General features: G+C 69.1%; 22 protein-coding genes, 1 pseudogene and 1 riboswitch. Of the genes and pseudogenes, 5 read left to right on the forward strand and 18 right to left on the reverse strand.

Features of this window, described 5'->3' with window-relative positions; all coding sequences use genetic code 11:
* The 5 genes from AXK60_RS00295 to AXK60_RS00315 form a co-directional block, all read right to left on the reverse strand.
* Positions 1 to 777, reverse strand: a complete 777-nt coding sequence (locus tag AXK60_RS00295) for a ferric iron reductase (RefSeq protein ID WP_068569009.1) — start codon at positions 775 to 777, stop codon at positions 1 to 3.
* Positions 774 to 1556: an ABC transporter ATP-binding protein gene (locus AXK60_RS00300; RefSeq protein ID WP_068569010.1), complete on the reverse strand. Its 783-nt coding sequence runs from the start codon at positions 1554 to 1556 to the stop codon at positions 774 to 776. The genes AXK60_RS00295 and AXK60_RS00300 overlap by 4 nt, the downstream gene beginning before the upstream one ends.
* Positions 1553 to 2620, reverse strand: a complete 1068-nt coding sequence (locus tag AXK60_RS00305) for a FecCD family ABC transporter permease (protein ID WP_068569011.1) — start codon at positions 2618 to 2620, stop codon at positions 1553 to 1555. Before AXK60_RS00305 ends, AXK60_RS00300 begins: the two co-directional genes overlap by 4 nt.
* On the reverse strand, positions 2617 to 3729 hold the full coding sequence (locus tag AXK60_RS00310) for an ABC transporter substrate-binding protein (protein ID WP_244880990.1): 1113 nt from the start codon (positions 3727 to 3729) through the stop codon (positions 2617 to 2619). Before AXK60_RS00310 ends, AXK60_RS00305 begins: the two co-directional genes overlap by 4 nt.
* An 18-nt stretch (positions 3730 to 3747) precedes the next feature.
* Positions 3748 to 3888, reverse strand: a riboswitch (cobalamin riboswitch).
* A 32-nt stretch (positions 3889 to 3920) separates the two neighbouring features.
* Positions 3921 to 4418, reverse strand: a complete 498-nt coding sequence (locus AXK60_RS00315; protein ID WP_068569863.1) for a VOC family protein — start codon at positions 4416 to 4418, stop codon at positions 3921 to 3923.
* 77 nt (positions 4419 to 4495) lie between these two features.
* Between AXK60_RS00315 and AXK60_RS00320 the strand changes: the two genes are divergently transcribed.
* Positions 4496 to 5260, forward strand: a complete 765-nt coding sequence (locus tag AXK60_RS00320) for a helix-turn-helix transcriptional regulator (RefSeq protein ID WP_068569012.1) — start codon at positions 4496 to 4498, stop codon at positions 5258 to 5260.
* On the opposite strand, the gene AXK60_RS00325 is transcribed toward AXK60_RS00320, so the two are convergent.
* The 7 genes and pseudogenes from AXK60_RS00325 to AXK60_RS00355 form a co-directional block, all read right to left on the reverse strand.
* Complete coding sequence (locus AXK60_RS00325; RefSeq protein WP_068569013.1) at positions 5257 to 5523, reverse strand: Rv1893 family protein; 267 nt, start codon at positions 5521 to 5523, stop codon at positions 5257 to 5259. The genes AXK60_RS00320 and AXK60_RS00325 overlap by 4 nt on opposite strands.
* Positions 5524 to 5608: 85 nt before the next feature.
* On the reverse strand, positions 5609 to 6352 hold the full coding sequence (locus AXK60_RS00330; protein ID WP_139057674.1) for a hypothetical protein: 744 nt from the start codon (positions 6350 to 6352) through the stop codon (positions 5609 to 5611).
* Between the two features lie 61 nt (positions 6353 to 6413).
* Entirely contained in the window at positions 6414 to 7205 is a 792-nt protein-coding gene (gene eutC / locus AXK60_RS00335) for an ethanolamine ammonia-lyase subunit EutC (RefSeq protein WP_068569015.1), read from the reverse strand.
* Positions 7202 to 8617 (reverse strand): ethanolamine ammonia-lyase subunit EutB, encoded by a 1416-nt coding sequence (locus tag AXK60_RS00340; RefSeq protein WP_068569016.1) that lies wholly within the window; start codon positions 8615 to 8617, stop codon positions 7202 to 7204. The genes eutC and AXK60_RS00340 overlap by 4 nt, the downstream gene beginning before the upstream one ends.
* Before the next feature lie 26 nt (positions 8618 to 8643).
* Positions 8644 to 9906, reverse strand: a complete 1263-nt coding sequence (locus AXK60_RS00345) for an HAD family hydrolase (RefSeq protein ID WP_068569017.1) — start codon at positions 9904 to 9906, stop codon at positions 8644 to 8646.
* The gene (eat, locus tag AXK60_RS00350; protein ID WP_082777712.1) at positions 9906 to 11351 is read right to left on the reverse strand and encodes an ethanolamine permease; all 1446 of its coding nucleotides are present in this window, start codon (positions 11349 to 11351) and stop codon (positions 9906 to 9908) included. The genes AXK60_RS00345 and eat overlap by 1 nt, the downstream gene beginning before the upstream one ends.
* A 136-nt stretch (positions 11352 to 11487) precedes the next feature.
* Positions 11488 to 12066, reverse strand: a pseudogene (locus tag AXK60_RS00355) (TetR/AcrR family transcriptional regulator); the annotation flags it as partial.
* Positions 12067 to 12131: 65 nt separating this feature from the next.
* On the opposite strand from AXK60_RS00355, the gene AXK60_RS00360 reads away from it, so the two are divergent.
* The 4 genes from AXK60_RS00360 to AXK60_RS00375 all read left to right on the forward strand — a co-directional run bounded on the left by AXK60_RS00360 (position 12132) and on the right by AXK60_RS00375 (position 16322).
* Positions 12132 to 13055: a metal-dependent hydrolase gene (locus tag AXK60_RS00360; protein ID WP_068569019.1), complete on the forward strand. Its 924-nt coding sequence runs from the start codon at positions 12132 to 12134 to the stop codon at positions 13053 to 13055.
* Between the two features lie 3 nt (positions 13056 to 13058).
* Positions 13059 to 14195 (forward strand): DUF7802 domain-containing protein, encoded by a 1137-nt coding sequence (locus AXK60_RS26080; protein ID WP_068569020.1) that lies wholly within the window; start codon positions 13059 to 13061, stop codon positions 14193 to 14195.
* A complete protein-coding gene (locus AXK60_RS26085; RefSeq protein ID WP_139057675.1) occupies positions 14192 to 14914 on the forward strand; it encodes an MgtC/SapB family protein in 723 nt (240 codons plus the stop codon). The genes AXK60_RS26080 and AXK60_RS26085 overlap by 4 nt, the downstream gene beginning before the upstream one ends.
* A gap of 100 nt (positions 14915 to 15014) precedes the next feature.
* Entirely contained in the window at positions 15015 to 16322 is a 1308-nt protein-coding gene (locus AXK60_RS00375) for a KasA/KasB family beta-ketoacyl-ACP synthase (RefSeq protein ID WP_068569021.1), read from the forward strand.
* An 85-nt stretch (positions 16323 to 16407) separates the two neighbouring features.
* On the opposite strand, the gene AXK60_RS00380 is transcribed toward AXK60_RS00375, so the two are convergent.
* The 6 genes from AXK60_RS00380 to acmB form a co-directional block, all read right to left on the reverse strand.
* Positions 16408 to 16806 carry a hypothetical protein gene (locus tag AXK60_RS00380; protein WP_068569022.1) on the reverse strand — a complete coding sequence of 133 codons (399 nt, stop codon included), beginning with the start codon at positions 16804 to 16806 and terminating at the stop codon, positions 16408 to 16410.
* A 9-nt stretch (positions 16807 to 16815) separates the two neighbouring features.
* Positions 16816 to 17142: a type II toxin-antitoxin system PemK/MazF family toxin gene (locus AXK60_RS00385; protein ID WP_068569023.1), complete on the reverse strand. Its 327-nt coding sequence runs from the start codon at positions 17140 to 17142 to the stop codon at positions 16816 to 16818.
* Positions 17139 to 17342 (reverse strand): antitoxin MazE family protein, encoded by a 204-nt coding sequence (locus tag AXK60_RS00390; RefSeq protein WP_068569024.1) that lies wholly within the window; start codon positions 17340 to 17342, stop codon positions 17139 to 17141. The genes AXK60_RS00385 and AXK60_RS00390 overlap by 4 nt, the downstream gene beginning before the upstream one ends.
* A gap of 47 nt (positions 17343 to 17389) precedes the next feature.
* Positions 17390 to 18622 carry a metal-dependent hydrolase family protein gene (locus AXK60_RS00395; protein WP_068569025.1) on the reverse strand — a complete coding sequence of 411 codons (1233 nt, stop codon included), beginning with the start codon at positions 18620 to 18622 and terminating at the stop codon, positions 17390 to 17392.
* A gap of 57 nt (positions 18623 to 18679) precedes the next feature.
* A complete protein-coding gene (locus tag AXK60_RS00400; RefSeq protein WP_244880992.1) occupies positions 18680 to 20116 on the reverse strand; it encodes a metal-dependent hydrolase family protein in 1437 nt (478 codons plus the stop codon).
* 214 nt (positions 20117 to 20330) lie between these two features.
* Positions 20331 to 21527 (reverse strand): methyl acetate hydrolase AcmB, encoded by a 1197-nt coding sequence (acmB, locus tag AXK60_RS00405; RefSeq protein WP_068569026.1) that lies wholly within the window; start codon positions 21525 to 21527, stop codon positions 20331 to 20333.
* Positions 21528 to 21644 lie beyond the last annotated feature (117 nt).

The raw sequence follows: 21644 nt of genomic DNA on the forward strand, positions 1-21644 counted from the left end.
CTACTGTCCGCGGGATTCCTCGTCCATCGCGGCGCGGAACCTTGCGGTGCGCTCGTCGAACGAGAGCCGCGAGCACCACGAGCAGAACTTCCCGTCGGGCGCCGCGTACCAGTGGCAACAGCTGACGCGGTCGTACTGCAGGCGGTCGCCCGCGGGACCGGAAAGGGTCCGGTAGGTCCCGCCCCGTCGGAGCCGGGGGTCAGCCGCAGCCACCTGTTCCGCCGCCGCGGCGACCTCGGCCGCGGGATGCGACCGCCCGAGGTGCCGAAAGGCACCGGCGAAACCGGCTGCGATGTTCCCCAGCAGATTCGGCATCCGCGGCCCGTACGCAGCGGCCAGGGCCTGCGCCACCGGGACCAGGTGCTCGTCGAGCACGATCCGCACGAGGTCGTTCGCGCTGCCCGGGAACTGCGCCGCCGGGCGAGCGAGTTCGACGAGGTCCGGGCTGCCGTCGACGAACCGCACGTGCACGTTCGTCGCGCTCAGATCCAGGACCGCGCCGTGGCGCAACCACGCGGCGACCCCGACCCCGCAGACGCGATGGCTGTACCGCTGGAACACCAGGGATCCGGCGTGGCGTGCCCGGGGCATCCCACGGAACCGGGCGTGCAGATCGACCATCCGCTGCGCCTCGCCCGTGCCGGGGACGGCGAGCGACGCGGAGGCGAACCCGTCCACCGAACCCGTCACCGGTGGCCCCTCGATACCGCGCACGGTGACCCGGAACGGCTGGCCCAACGAGTCCACGTCGGCGAGCACCTCCGCGAGGTCCTTCATGTCCGGACTCCTCTGCGGGCGCTCGGCAGCACGTACCGGACACCGTCGACCTCACGCACGACGGACGCGTCGCCGTAGAGGCCCGACACCAGCTCCTCGGTCACCACGTCGCGGGCCGGTCCCGAGGGACCGATCCGTCCGTCCGATACGACCACCAACCGATCGCAGTACGCCGCCGCCAGATTGAGATCGTGCAGTACCACCAGCACGCCGGTGCCGTCGTCGGCCAGTTCGCGGAGCAGGCCCATGATCTCGCCCTGATAACGCAGATCGAGGCTGCTGACCGGTTCGTCGAGCAGCAGGTACGGCGCGGACCGCACGAGGGCGCGACCGATCGTCACCCGCTGCCGCTGACCACCGCTCAACTCGTCCGTCCGCCGCAGCACCCTGCCCCCGAGCCCCAACCGGTGCGCGACGCCGACCGCACGCTCCTGGCCGTCCGCGCGTCCGACGCCCGCGGGGACGCCGAGCGCGATCGACTCGACGACGGTGAGCGCGGGCCCGTGCACGAGGTCCTGCTGCGGAACGTAGCCGAGCAGCGCTGCCCGCTGCGCGCCGCGCATCGTCGCGGCATCGACACCGTCGACGAGGATCCTCCCGGAGCGGAGGCGCGCGATCCCGACGAGCGCCTTCAGCAGCGTCGACTTCCCACTCCCGTTCGGTCCGATCACGCCGACGAGTTCGCCGCGCCGCACAGTCAGACTCGCGCCACTGACCGCGGCCGCACTGCGACGCCGATAGGCGACGTCCACCCCCTCGACGTCGATGGCCCCGGTCACGTCCGCGACCTCTTTCCCTCGCGGATGATCAGCCACAGGAACATGGGCACGCCGACGAGCGATACGACGATGCCCACCGGGACGATCACCGGACTGAAGACGAGCCTGCCCACGAGATCGGCAGCGAGGACCACCGCAGCGCCGATGATCCCGGCGGCCGGGATGCGGAACCGCTCGTCAGCACCGACCGACATCGATGCGATGTGAGGCGCCACGAGTCCGACGAACCCGATGACCCCCGTGACACTGACGATCGTCGCCGACACGAGCGTGATCATCAGTCCGGTCTCGAGTCTGAGCCGTCCCACGGCGACGCCGAGTGACCGCGCCACATCGTCGCCCGCCGCAAGCCGCTGGTAGCGCCCGGCGTTCCCCGTGACGTACACGCCGGCGCCTGCGACGACGGCCGCGATGACCGCGATCTGTGGCCAGGTGGCGCGGCCGAGGTCGCCGAAGGTCCACCGCACGATCGCGGACAACTGCTGCTCGTCGGCGGCGTACTGCAGCCCCGCCGCGAGCGCGGCGAACAGGTAGCTGATGGCTATGCCGGTGAGGACCAGAGCGGTCGGCCCCACCCGGGACACGCCGGCGATCGCGACGACGAGCACGGAGCACAGGCATGCCATGACGAAGGCGCAGACGATCGTGCCGGCGGTCGCCGAGCCGGCGATCGCGACGGACCCGAGCATGGACAGTGCCGCCCCGAAGGCCGCGGCGTGGGAGATCCCGGTGGTGAACGGACTCGCCATCGGGTTCCCGGTGATGATCTGCATCGCACAGCCGCACCACGCGAGCCCCGCGCCGGCGACCACCGCCACCGCGATGCGCGGTAGTCGAAGGTCGATGAACGCGGTCCACTCCATCCAGTCGAAAGGCTCCGCGATCCGGTCTCCCCGGGGCAGGAGGGTCGCGAGCAGCCGTGTCGAGCTGACGTCGGTGACCCCGTGCACGACTCCGACCCAGGCCAGCACGGTGGTCGTCGCGAGCGCCGCGACGACGACCCAGATCCGCCGACGGCGTACCCGCCGAAGCGCTGCCAGATCGGCAGCGACCGCGGAAGTCACCGCACAGCGGGCACGTCGTACGTGTGGCCCGCCACCGGCTTCACGCCCTGCAGGTCGAGCCACTGGTCGAAGACGGCATTCGGATCGACGTCCTTCATCTGCTCCGGGTAGAGCCACTTCGCGACGTAGACAGTCCCGACGGCCTTGCCGAGGCCACCACCGAGGAAGCCGGTCATGAGGTGAGTGTTCCCGGCGCGCACGGCATTCAACTGAGCCCAGCCGGGCCGTGCGACCATCTCCGCACCGATGCGAGCGAACTCACCGTCCGCCGGCGGGGTGTACCGACCGGTGTTCTTGAGCGCCCCGCCGGAGGTCGTCTTGACGATGAGATCCGGGTTCGCGCGCAGAACAGCCTCGGGGTCGATGGTGTCGCCCTTGATGTTCGGATCTCCGAAGATGTTGACGCCGCCCGCGGACACGATCATGTTGTGCCACCCGTCGTTCGAGGTCCCGGGGATCGCCGTGGTGTTCGGGTCGCCGTACTCCCAGTACACAGTCTTCTTCGGACTCTGCGACGAGACGCGGTCGGACACCTTCTTGATCGTGCCGGTGAACAGGTCGGTGACCTTCTGCGCGCCGTCGGGACGACCGAAGGCCTTCCCGAGCACCGTCATCTGCTTGGGCAGCGACGCGTTGTCCCAGCCGGTGACGACGATCGTCTTGATCCCGGCACCGTCGAGCTTGCGCGCGTACTCGTCGACCGGCGAGTTCTTCGGGATGATCAGCGCTTCTGGCTTGAGCTCGATGACCTTCTCCAGGTTGATCTCGCTCTGACTCTTGCCGATCACGTTCGCCGGATCGAACTGCGGCCAGTAGGCACGGTCCTGCGCCGTGTTGAGATCGACCGACTTCACCGCGCCGATCGAGCCCATCGCGCGGATGAGCTCGACGTTGTAGCGGTTGGCGACCACCGCCGAGCGGAACGGGTGCGCCAGTTCGACGGTGCGCCCAGCATCGTCGACGACGGTGACGGGGGCGTCGGACGACGACGGTGCCGCCGCGTCGCGGGAGGGGGCGGAGCACGCCGACGCCGCGATGACGGCGACGAGCGTGAGCAGTACGACGAGCGGACGCAGGGTCCTACTTGCCGGATTCGTTTCGGTATTCACGTGTTTCGGGCTCCTCGGCCGGTGTGACGAGCGCCGGGAGGTATCGGACTCGCGGAGCGCGGGCTCCACTCACCGTTGCGGGACAGTCCCGGAATCGCACCAGGTTCCCTCAGTAACGACGTCCAGGCTGGACGCCGTACCGGCGGCCGTAGCTTAGCCGATGTCCGGGATGCCCTGATCGAATCGGCGGATCAGCCCTGCGCGGCCGCCCACTCCTCGACGCGGGCCGCGCTCTCCTCGTCGCTGAGGTCCTCGACCCGCGTCATGATCGACCAACGCACGCCGAACGGATCGCGGATGCTCGCGAACCGGTCACCGGAGACGAAGTTCATGACCGGTTCGCGGACGGTCGCGCCCGCGGCCTCCGCCCGCGCGACGACGTCGTCGACGTCGGCGCAGTACAGGCCCAGCGAGTAGCAGTCGGCCTCCCCCTCCGGCATGGGGATGAGGCCGAACTGCGGATTGGGCTCGCCCACCTGGAGCCGGCCGTTCCCGAAGTCGAGTTCGGCGTGGGCGACCACGCCGCCCATCTCGGTGACGCCGAGGGAGCGCGCACCGAACACGGAGATGTAGAAGTCGATGGCTCCCTTGGCGTTCGGGATCGAGAGGAAGGGCGTCAGCGAGGAGAAGGAGTGCGGGACGCCGTTCGTGGTGTGTACGCCGTTCGCGGCGGCGGTGTTCTCTGTCATGACCACAACGCTACGAGCCGCGGCCCGGCCGGGAATTGAAGATTCGCGACAGATCCCGTGGCGCCTACGATCGATCCGTGAACCCCCGCGGCATCCTCTACCCGGCGCAGCTGCCGACCTTCGAACGACGTGCGCCCTCCCCCGCCGCGGACCCGCTGGTGCGGTGGTTCTGGATCTCGCAGTGGAACGTCGCGCCCGGCCGCACGTCGCGGCAGAACGTGCTGCCGTTCCCGGCGCTGAATCTGGCCGTGGAGTCGGAGCTGGTGGGGCTCGCCGGAGCGAGCACGGGCCGGAGTCATCGCGACCTCACGGGTACCGGGTGGGTCGTCGGTGCACTCCTGCGCCCCGCCGCGACGGCAGCAGTCACCGACGACGCCCCGTCGATCCTGGACCTGTACGTCGAGCTCGACGAGCCCGAACTGCACGCCGAAACGTCCGCCGCAATGCGGCTCGGAGACCTCGGAGCCGCTTGCCTGGCCATCGAATCCTGGCTCGTCGCGAGGGTTCCGACGGTGTCCGACGACGCCGACCTGGCCAACCGCCTGGTGGCCCGGATCGAGGACGACGGAACGATCCTCACGGTGGAGGACGCGGCCGCGGCGGTCGGCGTCTCGGTGCGGACCGCGCAGCGGCTCACCCGGAAGTTCGTGGGCCTGACTCCTCTGGCGCTGATCCATCGCCGCCGCCTCCAACACGCAGCCCAGTTGCTGAGCACCGAGCCGGACACCTCGGTCTCCCGGATCGCCGCCGACCTCGGCTACGCCGACCAGCCGCACCTGGTCCGGGACTTCCGGAAGGTGCTCGGCTTCACGCCCGGCGGGTACCGACGGGGCGAGGTCTAATCGCGGGGCTTGTTGACTTCATCGGCGACGGAGTCCGCCGCCTCGCGGACGCCGTCGAGGTTCTGGCTCGCGATCTTCACGCCCTCCGACGCGGCCGTCGTCGCGATGTTCGCGGCGCTCGCGGCGATCTTCCCCGCGCCGGCCCGCACGTCGCCCTTGAGCACCTGCGCCGCGCCCTCGACGATGTCGCCCGCCTTGTGCACGGAGTTCGTGGCGATCTTCGCCGCGGCGTCGATGTTGTCCTGGATCCGCTTCGCGACCATGGTGCCTCCTCGGGCTTCAGTGCCGTCAGCGTAGCCAGCCGATCCGTCCGGCGTCGAGAGTCCGGAAGACCGGCCGGGCGATTCGCTAGCTGGACGGACGGATCGACGGCCTGGTGCCGTCGTGACGCGGGACGACCGCACCCGATCCCGCGAGGGAAACGAGTAGTTCACTCGCCGTCGACGCCGGCCTGCCGCTGTCCATGTCGGTGCTGATCATCCGCGCGCAGTCGCTGCCCCGCACGTTCCAGACCGCGCGGCGCCCCAGTCTCGTCGCCTCGCCCACGGTGCCCTTGTCGACGTCGCCGATGTCCCAGGACGACGCGGCGTCGCTCGAGCACGATCCCGCGTTGATGACGACCGCGTGGATCGGCTTGCCGGAGCGACCGTTCCGGAGGCTCTTGAAGTCCGTATTGATCTCGTCGTAGCCACGATCGTCGCCGGCGGGCAGGATCAACACCGCGCTCGCCCCTTCGGCGCTCATCTCCTTCGCCGTCCACCCGCTCGGCGTCCGGACTTCGACGGTGATCGCCCGATCGAGCTCGAAGGTCTGCACGCCACCGCCCGACTTCTTCCACGGCTGCACCGCAAGAACGATGATCAGCGCGACGACGAGTACCACACCGACGGCGCCGAGTGACCAGTACAGCGCCTGCCTGTTCCGCCTCGGCGGCTGCTGCGGCGCCCCGAGCCGGGGACCTCCGTACTGAGGGCCTCCGTACTGCGGGGACTGCCAACCGGGTTGCTGCGGCTGGTTCGGCCATCCGGGTTGCTGCGGCCGGCCTGGCTGCTGCGGCTGGCCGGGGAACGGGGGCTGCTGGGGCGGCTGCACCAGCGCATTCTCACCCCGCGCCGGACGTGAGCGCAATCGTCCGAACGGACGACACGCCAGCTCAGCCCAGGGCCGGCCGCTCCGTGCCCTCACCCAGTTCAGCGCGGGAGGTGTCCTTGAGGTCCACGCCGGAACGGCCGAGCCGCCGGGCGCCGACGACGAGGCCGGCCGCGATCCGCGCAGCATCGGCGTAGCCGAGCCCCTCGGGCGGATGGATGTTGGAGATGCAGTTGCGGTGCGCATCGGTGACGCCCACCGCGAAGTCCTCGGGATCGGCCCGATGGGTCAGGTAGATACCCAGGCTGTCGGCCACCGACAGCCCCGGCCGCTCCCCGATCAGCACGAGCAGGGTGCGCACGCCCAGCGCTCGCGCCACGTGGTCCCCCAGCGCCACCCTCGCCTGCGTCGCGATGACCGGCCGCGCGACCGTCACGTCGGGTGGCAGGGCGTCGAGGATCGCGCGGGCCAGCGCCGCACCGTGATCGGTGAGCGCCTTCGGCGAGAGCCCGTCGGCGAGGACGATGGCGACGTCCGCGTCGGGCACCGTCGGGACGTCGGACAGGTCGGCGGGCACCCGGCCGAGGTCCGGTCGTCGCAGATATTCGCCGCGGTCGGCGGCGCGGCTGGTCACTGCGATCGGGTCGCCGATCCCGAGCTCGCGGACGCGGGTCGCGACATCGTCCACGTCGAGCGGCTGGTGGACGGCATCGCGGGCCGCGGCGTGCGCAGCCGAGAACTCGAGGACGCGGCGCGTCGGCAGCGCATCGCCGGTGCGGCCCAGGCCGATCCGCGACTGCGTGGTGGCGCGCAGGACGTCCCAGAAGGCACCGTCGGACCGCTCCGGCGCGCTCACCGCCCGACTCCCGCCGCGAGTTCGCGGAGGGGAGACGCCTCGACGGCCACGTCACGGAGGCCGCCCGACTCGTCGGTCATGCCCTGGCGGGCGAGCCACGCGTCGAACTCGGGCGCGGGCCGCAGGCCGAGCGCCCGGCGCGCGTAGAGCGCGTCGTGGAAGGCGAGCGACTGGTAGCCGAGCATGACGTCGTCGGCGCCCGGCACGGTGATGACGAAGGACACGCCCGCGACCGCGAGAAGGGTGAGCAGGTCGTCCATGTCGTCCTGATCGGCCTCGGCGTGGTTGGTGTAGCAGACGTCGACGCCCATCGGCAGGCCGAGGAGCTTGCCGCAGAAGTGATCCTCGAGCCCGGCGCGGGTGATCTGCTTGCCGTCGTAGAGGTACTCGGGCCCGATGAACCCGACCACGGTGTTCACGAGCAGCGGGTCGAGGTGCCGGGCGACGGCGTAGGCACGCGTCTCGAGGGTCTGCTGGTCGACGGGGGCGCCGTCGGTGCCGAGGTGCGTGCCGGACGAGAGCGCCGAGCCCTGCCCGGTCTCCAGGTACATGACATTGTTCCCGACGGTGCCGCGGCCCAGCTCGCGCGCTGCGGCGTTGGCCTCCTCCAGGAGCGGAATCGTCACGCCGAAGGCCGAATTGGCCCCCTCCGTGCCGGCGATGGACTGGAAGACGAGGTCGACGGGCGCGCCCTGCTCGATGAGGCCGAGCGTCGTGGTGACGTGGCTCAGCACGCACGACTGCGTGGGGATGTCGAACCGGGTGCGCACCTCGTCGAGCAGGTGCAGCAGGTCGGACGTGGCGTGCGGCGAGTCGGTCGCGGGGTTGATCCCGATCACTGCGTCACCGCAACCCAGCAGCAGGCCGTCGAGGGTGGCGGCGGCGATGCCCCGCGGATCGTCCGTCGGGTGGTTGGGCTGCAGGCGGGTGGCGAGCGTGCCGGGAAGACCGACGGTCGTGCGGAAACCGGCCGTGACCCGGACTGCTCGCGCGACCGCGATGAGGTCCTGGTTGCGCATCAGCTTGCTCACCGCCGCAACCATTTCCGGCGTGAGTGCCGGTCCGAGGGCGGCGAGCCGGGCACCGGCATCGTCGGCGACGGCGAACCGCAGGAGGAGGTCCCGGAGGTCTCCGACGGTGAGGTGCGCGATCGACGCGAACGCGGCGCGGTCATGGGTGTCGATGATGAGGCGGGTGACCTCGTCGGACTCGTAGGGCACGACGAGTTCCTCGAGCAGTGCCGTCAGCGGGACGTCCGCGAGGGCCCACCGCGCGGCCGCACGCTCGGCGTCCGAGGCGGCGGCGCAGCCTGCGAGCTGATCGCCGGAGCGCAGCGGCGTGGCCTTGGCCAGCAGGTCGGCCATCGAGGTGAAGGTGAAGGTCTTCCCGCGAACGGATTGGCTGCGGATCATGATTGCTCCGATTTCAGACGTGACTTCTAGTAGACGGTATCCGCGACGGAGCCCAGCGGGGCGCCATCGGCACCTCGGACCGGTACCTTCGCCCCCGCGGCATCGGTGCCCGCGGTGGCGCAGGCGTAGGGCTTCGCCTGCGGCTTCGGCTCGATGAACATGGGGTTGACGAGCCACTTGTCGTCGGCGTCCGCGTACGCGGTGCACATCAGCTCGGGGACGTTGCGGTTGATCACGAGCCGCAGGCCGGTGGCGTCGGCGAGGAAGGTGAGGTCGGTGACGGAGTCGCCCGCGGAGAGCACCTGCCGCCGATCTTCGGGGGCCTGCTGCCAGGCCTGCGCCCCGGTGATGCCGAGGACCTCCTGGTTGACCAGACACCGCTTGCCGTCGATGTAGTTGATCATCGAGTCGTCACCATCGGGTACATCGCCGCATCCCCGCAGGTGCGGAACGATCTTCCCGTCGGTGACGACGGGACGGATGCCGATCAGCTTGTCGGGTGCGAGCCCCACCTCGGGCGCCCACGCCCGCACGACGGGCTGCGCCGACGCGGAGATGATCCGCACGTCGAAGCCGTTGTCCACCAGCGTCCCGATCAGGTCCTTGATCTGGCTGTAGTACCGCACCCAGGCGGCCACCTCGGTGGTCCCGACACGTTGCTTCGCGCCCTCGGGGGCGGCGAGCGCCTCTGTGCGGGCGGTCTTCGCGAAGTCCTCGATCTCGGCCTCGGTGTAGCCCGCCATGAGCTGGACGACCCAGGCGTACGCGGGCTCCATCCGCCGGTGGTCGTAGCCGGCGAAGGCGGGCTTGCCGCCGATCTCGCCGTCCTCGACGACCGCGACGAGCGCGTCGGCGCAGCGGGTGTCCCGGTCGGTGGGCAGCGGCGTGCCGGGCGCTGCGAGCGCAGTGGGGCACGCCTCCGCGAGGGCCTGCGCCGCCTCGGGGACGAGATATCGGCTCGTCGTCCGCCAATCGCCGTTCGCGGGCTGCCGGATCTTGCCGGTGCGGATCATCCAGTACGCGGTCGCCGAGCCGATGTCGTTGCGCACGACCGTGTTGTCCCAGTCGAACAGGGCGACGGGGGCCGCACCGTCGTGCGCGGTGCCGCAGTGGCCGCGCTCGGCGATGAGCTTCTGGAGGCGATCGCGATTGTCGCCGTACCACCCCTTGTCGGACGCGAGGGTGCGGCACTCCGTCGACGTCGACCCCGAGTGGCTCGAGGAGCAGGCGACGGTCGCGGGGGCGAGGGTGAGCAGGGCGGCGGCGAGCAGCGCCGCGCGACGGCGCATCACTGCAGGTCCCGTTCGGCATCGGCGAGGGCGGCGAACTCCTCGTCGGGCGAATTGGCCACCAGGTGGTGCCGGCTGTACACGCCGAAGTAGACGAGGAAGGCCGCGAACGCTGCCAGGGTCAATCCTGCTGCCGTGGGGTCGACGAGGAAGGTCGCGACGACGGCGATGCAGGCGACGACCAGGGCGAACGAGGTGGTGACGATACCGCCGGGCGTGCGGTACGGGCGCGGCATGTCGGGCTCGCGGCGGCGCAGCACGATGTGGCTGATCATCATGAGCACATAGCTGACCGCGGCGCCGAAGACGGCCATGTTGAGGAGCATCGCGCCCTCGCCGGTGAGGGACAGAGCGAAGCCGATCACGCCGGGCACGATCAGCGCGAGGACCGGCGCCTTGCGGGAGTTGGTGACGGACAGGCTCTTCGGGAGGTAGCCGGCGCGCGAGAGCGCGAAGGTCTGCCGCGAGTAGGCGTACATGATCGAGAAGAAGCTCGCGACCAGGCCGGCGAGGCCGATGTAGTTGACCACCTTCGACGCGGTGCCGTCGCCGAGTGCCTCGACGAGGGGGTTGCCGGACGTCGACATCGCATCGGCGCCCACCGCGCCCGGGGCGAGGAAGAACACCGTCGCGCCGGTGACGACGAGCATCAGCATCGCCACGATGATGCCGCGGGGCACGTTCTTCTCGGGCTCGCGCGCCTCCTCGGCGGCCAGCGGCACGCCCTCGATCGCGAGGAAGAACCAGATCGCGAAGGGCACGGCCGCCCAGATCCCGAGGTAGCCGTGCGGGAGCCAGCTCGAGGCGCCCGCCGCGTCGGTGGCGGCGATGTCGGTGAGGTTGTGGACGTCGAACTTCCCGATGGCGAAGATCGCGAAGATCACGAGGCCGACGAGCGCGATCGCGGTGATCACGAACATCGCCTTGAGCGCCTCGCCGGCACCCGTCAGGTGGATGCCGATGAAGAGCGCGTACACGAGCAGGTAGACCCACCAGCCGTCGGTGATCCCGAACAGGTTGAGCGACTGGACGTACGCGCCGATGAAGGTGGCGATCGCGGCGGGCGCGATGGAGTACTCGATGAGGATCGCGATGCCGGTGGCGTAGCCGCCCCACGGCCCGAGCGCGCGCCGGGCGAAGGTGTAGCCGCCGCCGGCCGCGGGGAGCGCCGAGGACATCTCGGCCATGCCGAGCACCATCGCGAGGTACATGCCGGCGATGACCACCGCGGCGATCGCAAGACCGCCCCACCCGCCCTGCGCGAGACCGTTGTTCCATCCGGCGTAGTCGCCGGAGATCACGTAACTCACGCCCAGGCCCGCCAGCAGCACCCAGCCGGCGGAACCCGACCGGAGGGTGCGTTTGGCGAGGTAGTCGTCGGACTCGATGGTCGCGTCCACCCCGTCGTGGTGGAGCTGGTGCGGCGCCTGGCGCTCAGTACTCATGTGGGCCTTCCTGATCACGGTCGATCCTGTTCCCGGCGTGTTGCCGGGTGGTGTCGGCGTGTTTCACCGACGGTTCTTGTCGGTGTGATCTGGAACACGACGAGTCAAGCGTTGCAGCGGGGTTGCAGCGCAGGTCGGCCACTGCGGGCGCCACCCATCGACGAAGGTAGGCGCGCAGGTCCTCCTGGGAGCGGGGCGGGTCGCCCGGGGAGATGAAGAAGGACTGCATGATCCGCAGTTGGAACTCGACGAGCTCGCGCAGCCGCGCCTCGTCGTAACCGTGGGCGGGCCAGTCCACGTCGAAGCGCTGGATCATCGTCATGCCGAAGGCCATCGCCTGGCCGGAGGCGATGGCCTCGGTGTGCGAGTGCTCCCCCGCGAGCATCAGGCGCAGGTGCGGGGCGCGGGGCACCTGATCGAGAGTGAAGACGATGCCCTCGACCACGGCCTCGGAGGGATCATCGATCCCACGCACGTGCGCGGCGAGCCGATCGAGGAACGTGCCCACCGACCGCACCGCGGCGGCCTGCAGCAGCGCGTCGACCGTCGGGAAGTACCGGTAGACGGTCTGCCGGATCACGCCGAGTGCGTCCGCCACCTCCGCGATCGACGTCGTGCCGCGCACGCCGATCAGGTCCACGGCGGCGGCCACGATGCGCGACGACGCCTCGTCGTCATTCGTCGGCGGCGTGCCACCCCATCCCCTGCGTGCCATCGCCCCAGGCTACAGCTTCGCGCGATCTCAACATACAGAACGTGTTCTATGCGTATGGTTACCTCATGACGGACCTGCACCCCCGCAAGATGGACTTCCACTTCGACGAGGCGCCCGTGCCCTTCCTGTGGAACCCCGACAATCCCGCCTTCTCGTCGATGATGAACGCGGTCAGCTTCCTCGCCGTCGGCTTCGAGAAGATGATCGTCAAGCTGATCCTGCAGTTGCGCAAGGAGTTCGCGGACCCTGAGGTCGCGGCCGAGGCGAACGCCTTCATGCAGCAGGAGGGGCACCACTCCACCGCGCACCGTCGACACGTCCAGGCGCTGATCGCGCAGTACCCGGGCCTGGAGAACACCCTCGACGCGGTGATCGGCGAGTTCGACCTCCTCACCGAGGCCACCTCCACCGACTACCGGCTGGCCTACACCGCCGACCTCGAGGCCACGTTCACGCCCGTCTTCAAGCTCATGCTCGACAACGAGGAGGCGCTGTTCCGCCCCGGTGACGACCGGGTGGCGTCGATGTTCCTGTGGCACTTCGTCGAGGAGGTCGAACACCGCAGCTCGGCGCTCATCATCTACAACGCGATCGTGGGCAGCGAGGTCTACCGGATGCGGATGGCACCGTCGATCTTCGCGCACGTGCTCAAGGTGATCCGGATCGCCTGCGCCGGCTTCAACCAGCACGTGCCGCTCAAAGACCGGAAGGTCGACGCGCTGTCGATGTTCGGCCGGTACCGGCTCAAGCAGAAGGTGCTCGTGGCCGTCGCGCCGCACCTGACGAAGGGCGCCATGCCGCGGGCCTTCGACGTGCTCCCCAAGGCCGAGCAGGCCGTCGCGATGAAGGGCATCATCCGCAGCCAGATGCCGCTGCACGATCCGGCGCACGAGAACCTGCCCGTCCTGGCCGGTGAGTGGCTGCGCCGCTACGACAGCGGCGTCGACTGCACCCGCTGGTACACCTCGGACGCGGCGATCGGGGCCTGACCCATGGACCTGTGCACCCCCACCTTCGACGCGCTCGCGCGCCGAATGGGCTTCACCTGCGACGACACCGGTGGACTGTTCTCCGTGCGCAGTCCGTTCCACCTCGAGAACTGGACGCTGCCCGTGCTGGAGCTGACGATCATCGTCGGCTCGGTCCTGATGCTGGTGCACGCCGTCCGACGGTGGCGGCGCGGCGATGCGACGAACCTCGCGGTCTGGTTCGGCGCCACCGCCTACCTGTTCGTCATCGAACCTCCGCTGTACTTCCCCGGCGCGTTCGGCCTCGAGGGGCACGTGGACACGATGTTCGCGCACAACCTGTTCACCGTCGAGTTCCTCTGGGGCCGCTTGCCGCTCTACATCGTGGCGATCTATCCGTTGATGGCCACGATGTCCTTCGAGATCGTCCGCATGCTGGGCGTCTTCCGACGGTGCGGCACGTTCCTGGGTGCGTGCACCGTCGGGCTGGTGCACGGCGCGTTCTACGAGATCTTCGACCACCTCGGGCCGCAGCTGCGCTGGTGGGAATGGGCGCCGGACAATCCGATCAACCTGCCCTTCTTCGCCTCCGTTCCGATGGGGTCCGTCGTGGTGTTCGCGGCGCTCTGGCCCATGTCGCTGGCGCTGTGCGTGCAGTTCCTGGTCGGACGGCACGTCGACGCGGGCGTCCGGTTCAGCGGGCCGCAGCTGGTGGGGCGCACCGTCGTCATCGGACTCGCGGCATCGGTGGGCACGTTCGTCCTGCCCCTGCCCGCCACGATCATCGGCCTGGCCGGCGACACGGTGCGGGGCACCGTCTACGCCCTGGAACTGGCCCTGATGGCCGGGGCCGCCGTCTACGCGGTCCGACGGTGCCTGTCCCCCGGGCCCGGCGCACCGTCGTTCCCGGTCCACCGCAACCGCCTGGTCCAGGTGTACGCCACGCTCTATCTCGTGGTGTTCGCGGGACTGTGGCTCGCGGCGCTGCCCGACTTCCTCGACGCGCGGCACGGAGTGACGGCGACCGGCGACCCCGTCGGGAACCTGCCCTTCACGGTGCTCTGTTTCGCGATCGGAGTCGCGGCGCTCGCCTTGACCTTCGTCGTCGGCGATCAGGAACCGGTTGCGCCCGAGCCGATCGGGAGCACCATGGAGGTGTGAGCACGCTCGCCGCAACGTGGATCGGCGCCGGTCAGGGCTGGCGCCAGATCGAGCAGCTCGTGCTCGCGTTCGGGCTCTCCACCGTCGTCGGACTCGAGCGCGAGTTCCGCGGCAAAAGCGCGGGGCTGCGGACACAGGCGATCGTCGGCACCACGTCCGCCCTGATCCTGCTCGTCAGCAAATACGGTTTCAGCAACGTCCTGGCGCCCGGCGCAGTGGTGCTCGACCCGTCGCGCGTCGCAGCGCAGATCGTGTCGGGCATCGGCTTCCTCGGCGCGGGACTGATCATCACGCGTCGCGGCGCGATCCAGGGCCTGACCACCGCCGCGGCCGTCTGGGAGACCGCCGCGATCGGGATGGCGGCCGGGGCGGGGCTGGAGGTCCTCGCCGTCTCGGTCACGGTGCTGCACTTCGTGGCGGTCCTCGGATTCACTCCGCTCGGGCGGATGGTCGCGGCGCGGGGAACCGCCGAGCGCGGCTTCACACTCACCTACCGCGACGGCGCCGGGGTACTGCGGGACGTACTCGCCGCATGCACCCGGCGGGGGTGGACTGTGGCGTCACTCACAGTCGTGGACGGCCCCTCGGGCGAGGCGATCACCCGACCGGAGGTCACCGTTGCATTATCGCTGGTCGGACGCGGTGTCACGGAGGCCGGGGCCGCCCTCGGCGCCGTCGACGGCGTGCTGCGGATCGACCGCGGCGCGGACGAGGACTGAAGGTGAACCGAACGGTTCGTGACGATCCCACAAGAGTCGGCTGTGAACTTCTCACCTGACAACAGGCGAATGGCCGATCCGATCCTGTTTCATGGAAGACATGGCAGACATCCGTAGTTTCAGCACGCTCGGCGGACAGTTCCCCAACGTCGTCGTCACCGCGATCGAGATGACCACCTCGATCGGCACCGACACCGAGTCCACGTGGGAGGGCCTCCTCGCCGGCAAGAGCGGCATCCGCGAGCTCAAGGGCGACTTCATCGGCGTCGACATCGCCGATCTTCCGGTTCGCTTCGGCGGCCAGCTCCTCGAGGATCCCACCTCGGAGGTCCCCGAGCGTCCCGACCGCAAGTACGCGGGCGACATCAGCAAGCAGCACGTCTCCAAGCGCCGCATGTCCTACGTGGAGCAGGCCGCGCATGTCATCACCAAGCGCCTGTGGGACAAGGCCGGCCGTCCCGATGTCGACCACAACCGCCTCGCCGCGGTCGTCGGCACGGGTCTCGGCGGCGGCGAGTCGATGGTCGAGGCCGTCGACGCGCTGCGCGATCACGGCGTCCGCAAGGTCTCGCCGTTCACCGTGCAGATGGCCATGCCGAACGGTGCCTGCGCCGTCTCGGCCCTGGAGATCGGCGCCCGCGCCGGTGCCATCGCCCCCGTCTCCGCGTGTTCGACCGGCAACGAGGCCATCGCCCACGCCTGGCGCCAGATCGTCCTGGGCGACGCCGACATCGCCGTCTGCGGCGGTATCGAGGGACGCATCGACAGCCCCGTCATCGCCCCGTTCGCGATGATGCGCGCCCTGTCCACCCGCAACGACGATCCGCTCTCGGCATCGCGTCCGTTCGACAAGGACCGTGACGGCTTCGTCTTCGGCGAGGCTCAGGCCCTGATGATCATCGAGACCGAGGAGCACGCCCTCGCCCGCGGCGCGAAGCCCATCGCGCGCCTGCTCGGCGCCGGCATCACCTCCGACGGCTACCACATGGTCTCCCCCGACGTCGAGGGCGGCGGCGCCGCTCGCGCCATGAAGCGCGCGATGGAGACCGCCGGCCTGACCCGCGCGGACATCGACTACATCAACGCGCACGCCACTGCGACCCCGATCGGCGACCTCGCCGAGGCCAAGGCCATCAACGCGGTCGTCGGCACCGACGCCGCGATCTACGCCCCGAAGGGCGCGCTGGGCCACTCGATCGGCGCCGTCGGCGCCCTCGAGGCCGCCCTGACGGTGCTGTCGCTGCGCGACGGCGTCATCCCGCCGACCCTCAACCTGGAGAACCAGGACCCCGAGATCGAGCTCGACGTGGTGCACGGCGAGGCACGCAAGGGCGACTACAAGTACGCGCTGAACAACTCTTTCGGCTTCGGCGGCCACGACGTGGCGCTGGCCTTCGGCAAGTACTGATCCGCTCCATCAGGACCGGCGGTCGGGATTCGTCCCGGCCGCCGGTTCTCGTTTTCGACGGTGCGCCGCCGAGCCGCCTCGGGACCTACGCGGGATCGTCCGTGTCCCACGCTGAAGTGATCAGGTCCTGCCACGTCGTCGCGATGTAGGGCACGACCGGATAGCCGAGAGGCATGGCGTCCCGGACCTCGCGCCTCGATACGGCGCTGGCCATCGTTCCCGGGTCGAACACAACCGCACCGCATGAATCGAGCAGCTCCCAAATCAAACGGAAATCGTCGGCACGCCCCGGTCGATCGAAGGTGATTGCATTGCCACTGACGATGGAAATATCCGTGTACGTACACGATTCGGGGTCCCCGTGAACGAGACCTCTGGGGCCAGGGACGACTCCGAACCTGTTCATGATCTCGTCGATCTGGCCCGCATCGAACTCCGGCATGTCGCCGTCCCTCACCGGCATGACGATCAAACTCCACCCCATGGCTTGAGGCTACTCAGCTAGACCCAGGAACATCGGAATGCGCTGGCCGATCGTGATGAGGTGCTCGCGTTCAAGCACCCCCACGCGCTCACGCAGATTCGCGCGCTTGAGCGTGGTGACCGCGTCGATCATCGCCCAGGAGTCCTGGGAGAGTCCGTTCTCCGGGCTGGCCGGAACCGGCACCCGCAACAGGGGCATCGCTCGCTCACTGCTGGTCAAGAAGCACACCGTCACGGCCTCGGTCGCATCGAAGTAGTCACTCTGCAGGATGACCACCGGCCGCGGTTTCGACGCCCGGCCGGATCCTGCTCCCGTCCAGATCTCGCCACGCTTCAATCGGCGTCCCAGTCCGTCACGTCTTCGATGAAGTCGTGCACGGCGCGCGTCTGAAGATCCGCAGCAGCGATCACCGATTCGCGGTGCGCCTGCTCGGCGAACCCCTCGGCACGCGTGTCCGGCACCCATATCTGGATCGGGCGCAGCCCCTTCTCGCGCAGTGCCGCGCGGTGCCGTGCCACCCGGTCCTTGGTGCTCATGACCCGATGTTACATGTAACACGACGTCCACACGTGGGACGGAGCGATCAGACGGCGAAGGCTCCGCGGTTCCCCTTGACGTCACCCTCCTTGAGCACCAGGAGGATGTTCTCGTTGTCGCCGACCAGGTCGGCGTCCTGACTCGGATCGCCCTTGACGACGACCACGTCGGCGAGTTTGCCCGCCTCGAGAGTGCCCAGCGTGTCCAACAGGCCGCAGAGCTCGGCGGAGTTCTTGGTGGCCGCGGAGATCGCCTGCAGCGGAGTCATGCCGCCGAACTTGACGAGCAGGCCCACCTCCTGGAGGTTAGTGCCGTGGTCGGGCACCAGGCCGGCATCGGTACCGGTGGCGATCTTGATCCCGGCCGCGACCGAGCGGCGAATGGAGTCCTGCGCCATCGCGTGCCACTTCTCGCTCTTGGCCACGGCCTGCGGAGTGGCAGTGTCCGGATGCAGCGTCTCCAGCAGCGTCGGCACGAGGAACTGACCGTTCTTCACCATCTCCGCACGGAGCTCATCGTCGATCTCGTAGCCGTGCTCGATGCTCCGCACACCGCCGCGCACCGCAGCCGCGATGCCCTTGAGCCCGATCGCGTGCGCGGCGACGGGACGTCCGCCGTACCCCTCGCCCTCCTCGACGAGCGCTTCGACGAGCTCCTGCCGCGCGCCCAGGTAGTCGGGCTCGTCATTGATGGACGTGACCCCGCCGCTCGAGGCGACCTTGATGACGTCAACGCCCTCGCGACAGAGCTTCCGGGCCTCGAGCCGGGCCTCGTCGACGCTGTCGATCAGGACGCCACCGACGACGGAGCTGCCGTCGACTCCGGACTTCAGATGGAAGTCCGCGTGGCCACCGGTCTGGCTCAGGAGCCGGTCCGCCACGAGGAGACGAGGCCCCTCGATGAGCCCGTGCGCGACCGCATCGCGAACGCCGACGTCGACTCCCATGAGGTCGCGGACCGTCGTCACCCCGGCCTCGAGAGTCACCGCGAGCCGCTCGATCAACTCGAAGTAGCGGTACGACGGCGGGACCATCGCGGCCATGATCGGCGACCCCTTGGTGCCGGGCAGGGAAAGATGGACGTGCACGTCGAAGAATCCCGGACAGATGGTGTTTCCGTCGAGGTCGACCTTCGTCGCCCCATCGTCCGCCGGCGGGGCACCGTCCGCCGGTCCGGCGTAGGTGATGGTGGCACCGTCGACCACGACGACGGCATTGTCAACGGGCACACCGCCGTTACCGTCGATGAGACGTGCATTGTGCAGAACGATCATCGTCATGTCCTCTCATCCACACCGTCGATTCGTCCGGTGCTTGCCAGCGAAAACGGGGCGCACTCACCGGTTCTTGTACACCACACCGTCCTTCATGATCACGTCGAAGTTCTTCGTGGGATCGGCGATGAGACCGACATCGGCCAGCGGGTCGCCGTTGACCAGGATCACGTCGGCCAGGGCATTCGGTTCCACGACGCCGAGCACTCCGGAGTAGGGGCTCCGCGGGCCGCTCAACGCGAGGAGCTGGGCGTTGTCATAGGTGGCCAGCCGCAGCAGTTCGGCCGGACTGAACCACTCGCTGAGCGAGAGCAGCATCTGGTTCTGCTTCGGGTTCATCTCGGGCTCGAAGAGGAAGTCGGTGCCCCACGCGAGCTTCACCCCGGCCTTCTTCGCCATCGGCCACACCCGGGAGTTGCCTTCAAGGATCCCCTGCCGCTTGGCCTTCCGTTCCGCGGGCATCGAGTCCGAGTTCGGGACCAGGTACTGTCCGGACAACCAGATCCCCCGCTCCGCCAGCAGGTCGATCGTCGGCTGGTCGAGCAACTGCCCGTGCTCGATGCACTGCACACCCGCTTCGACGGCCCGTCGCACCGACTTCGGGGTGTACGCGTGCACGGTGACATAGGTGTTCCAGTCACTCGCGGCATCGACCCCGGCCCGCTGCTCGTCGAGGGTGAACTGCGTGACATCGATCGGGTCGTACGCCGAGGAGGTGCCGCCGCCGGCCGTCATCTTGATCTGGCTGGCCCCGAATCGCAGGTTCTCCCGCACCGCGGTCAGGACCTCGGCGCGCCCGTCGACGATGAAGGTCGCGCCCAGCTTCTCCGCCCGGGACTGCTGGGAGGTGAAGCGCCGGGCCAACTCGTCGGCGGTGCGGAAATCGCCGTGCCCGGCGGTGGGCGAGACCATGGCACCGGACGGCCACTCGCGCGGCCCCGTCGCCTTCCCCTTGTCGATGGCCGCCTTCAACGGGAAGATCGGGCCTCCGAGGTCCCGGACCGACGTGAACCCGCGCATCAACATCGCACCGGCCGATGCGAGCGCCCCCTTCGCGTAGTCGTCCGGGGTGAGGGCGGCGTCGGACAGCTGGGCCATCGTGGTGCTGCCGAACATCAGGTGGACGTGGTTGTCGATCAGACCGGGCATCAACGTGCGGCCGCGACCGTCGACGACGGTGGTGTCGGCCCGGGCCTGCAGGCCCGGGCCGATCGTCTCGATGACATGCCCACGAACGAAGACATCGGTGGGCTCACCGAGGCGACCCGCACGGACATCGAGCACCCGCACGTTGCGGAACAGCGTGTTGGGCTTCGCAGGCACAGGGGGCGCCGAAGGCGTCGACGATGCCGCTCCCAAGGTGGTCCCATCGCTGGAGCACGCCGCGGTGCCGAGGAGCACCGCGCCGATGGACGCAGCTCCCAGCGCGGCGAGGAAATCACGGCGCCCCCACCCGGAGCCCGAACCGCAACACGACTGGTGACGATTGTTTCCCCGCACGGTCTGCCCCTTCTTGACAAACCCGACAAACGACCACCGGATGTTAACACCGGCCCGACACCTCCGCACCGAACCGGGAGTCCCTCGGCCACGCCGGATCCACCTGCGCCGAAACGGTATTCGGAATTCCTCGTGTCCCGATCAGCGCAGCGGACAGATTCCGTAGCTACCTAACGATCGCCGTCGCGCAGCGGCGACGCGCCAGGACGATTCGCTAGGTCAAGGACTGATAGGTCCGGGTCTCGAAATCCAGGAACGCATTGAACGAGGCGGGATCCGCGAACGGCAGGATCTGCGTCGCCCACAGCCCGGCGACGTCGGCGCTCCGGTCGATCCAGTAGTACAGGTTCGCGAGTCCCGCCCAGCCCACGGAGCCGGCCGTACGGCCCGTGGGTGCCTGCTCGTCGTTCACCATGAACGTGTACGCCCAACTCTTCGACTGCCCGGGGAAGAACTCGGCGTCGTTGGAGAGGGCCGGCTCGACCCCGGGCAGCATCGTCGACTGCAATCCGTCGAGCCCGTTGCGTACCGCCGCCGCGACCGTCTCGGGCCTCAGGACCCTCCCGTGCTCGCCCGCACCGTCGTCGAGCCACATCCGCAGGAACCGGGTGTAGTCGGGCACAGTCGAATACAGGCCGTGGCCACCCATGTGCACCTCGGGCTCCTGCGGCAGTACCAGGCCGGTCGGCACGAGCGCCCCGTCGGCGGTGCGCTGATGGATCTCGGTGAGCCGCTCGGACATCGAGGTGGTGAGCGTGAAAGCGGTGTCGCGCATACCGAGGGGCTCGAACACGCGCTCGGCCATGACCTCGCCGAGGCGCTTGCCGCGGATCGATTCGACTACCAGGCCCGCCCAGTCCATGTTGCTGCCGTAGTTCCATCGCGTTCCCGGCTCGAAGATCAAAGGCGTTGCCAGCGATCGCTTCTCGGCCGTGATCACACTGGGCTGGCGACCGTCCTCGGAGAGGCGGTGATAGGACTCGTCGAAGAACGAGTACGCGAAGCCTGCGGTGTGGAGCATGAGCATGCGCGTGGTGATCGGCGTCTTCGCCGCGCGCAGGATCGGCTCACCCTGCTCGGTGAATCCATCGAGGACGGGGATGTCGGCGATCTCCGGCACGTACTGCGCCGCCGGGGCATCGAGGTCCAGCAGTCCGTCCTCGATGCACTGCAGAACGGTGGTGCCGGTGACAGCCTTGGTCGTGGAGAACATCGCGAAGACGGAGTCGGAGGTCATCGCCGCATCGGACGCGTTCGAGCGCACGCCCGAAGCACCCTCGTAGATCGTGCCGGTCGATCGTGTCACCGAGGCGACCACGCCGGGCACCCCGCCGTTGCCCTGTCTCGTCGTCGCCTCGGTCAGAACCTCATCGAGCACCTGGTTCAATCCGGATACATCCGCGGCGGTCATGAATCACACTCCTTCTGCGCTGTGAACTACAACACAGGAGGCTATGGAGCTTCCTCCGGTCCACATGCCTGCGATCGGCACCGGATGATCGCCATCGGCATCGATTTCGGACCGCTC

The organism is Tsukamurella pseudospumae (assembly GCF_001575195.1).
Lineage (GTDB): Bacteria > Actinomycetota > Actinomycetes > Mycobacteriales > Mycobacteriaceae > Tsukamurella > Tsukamurella pseudospumae.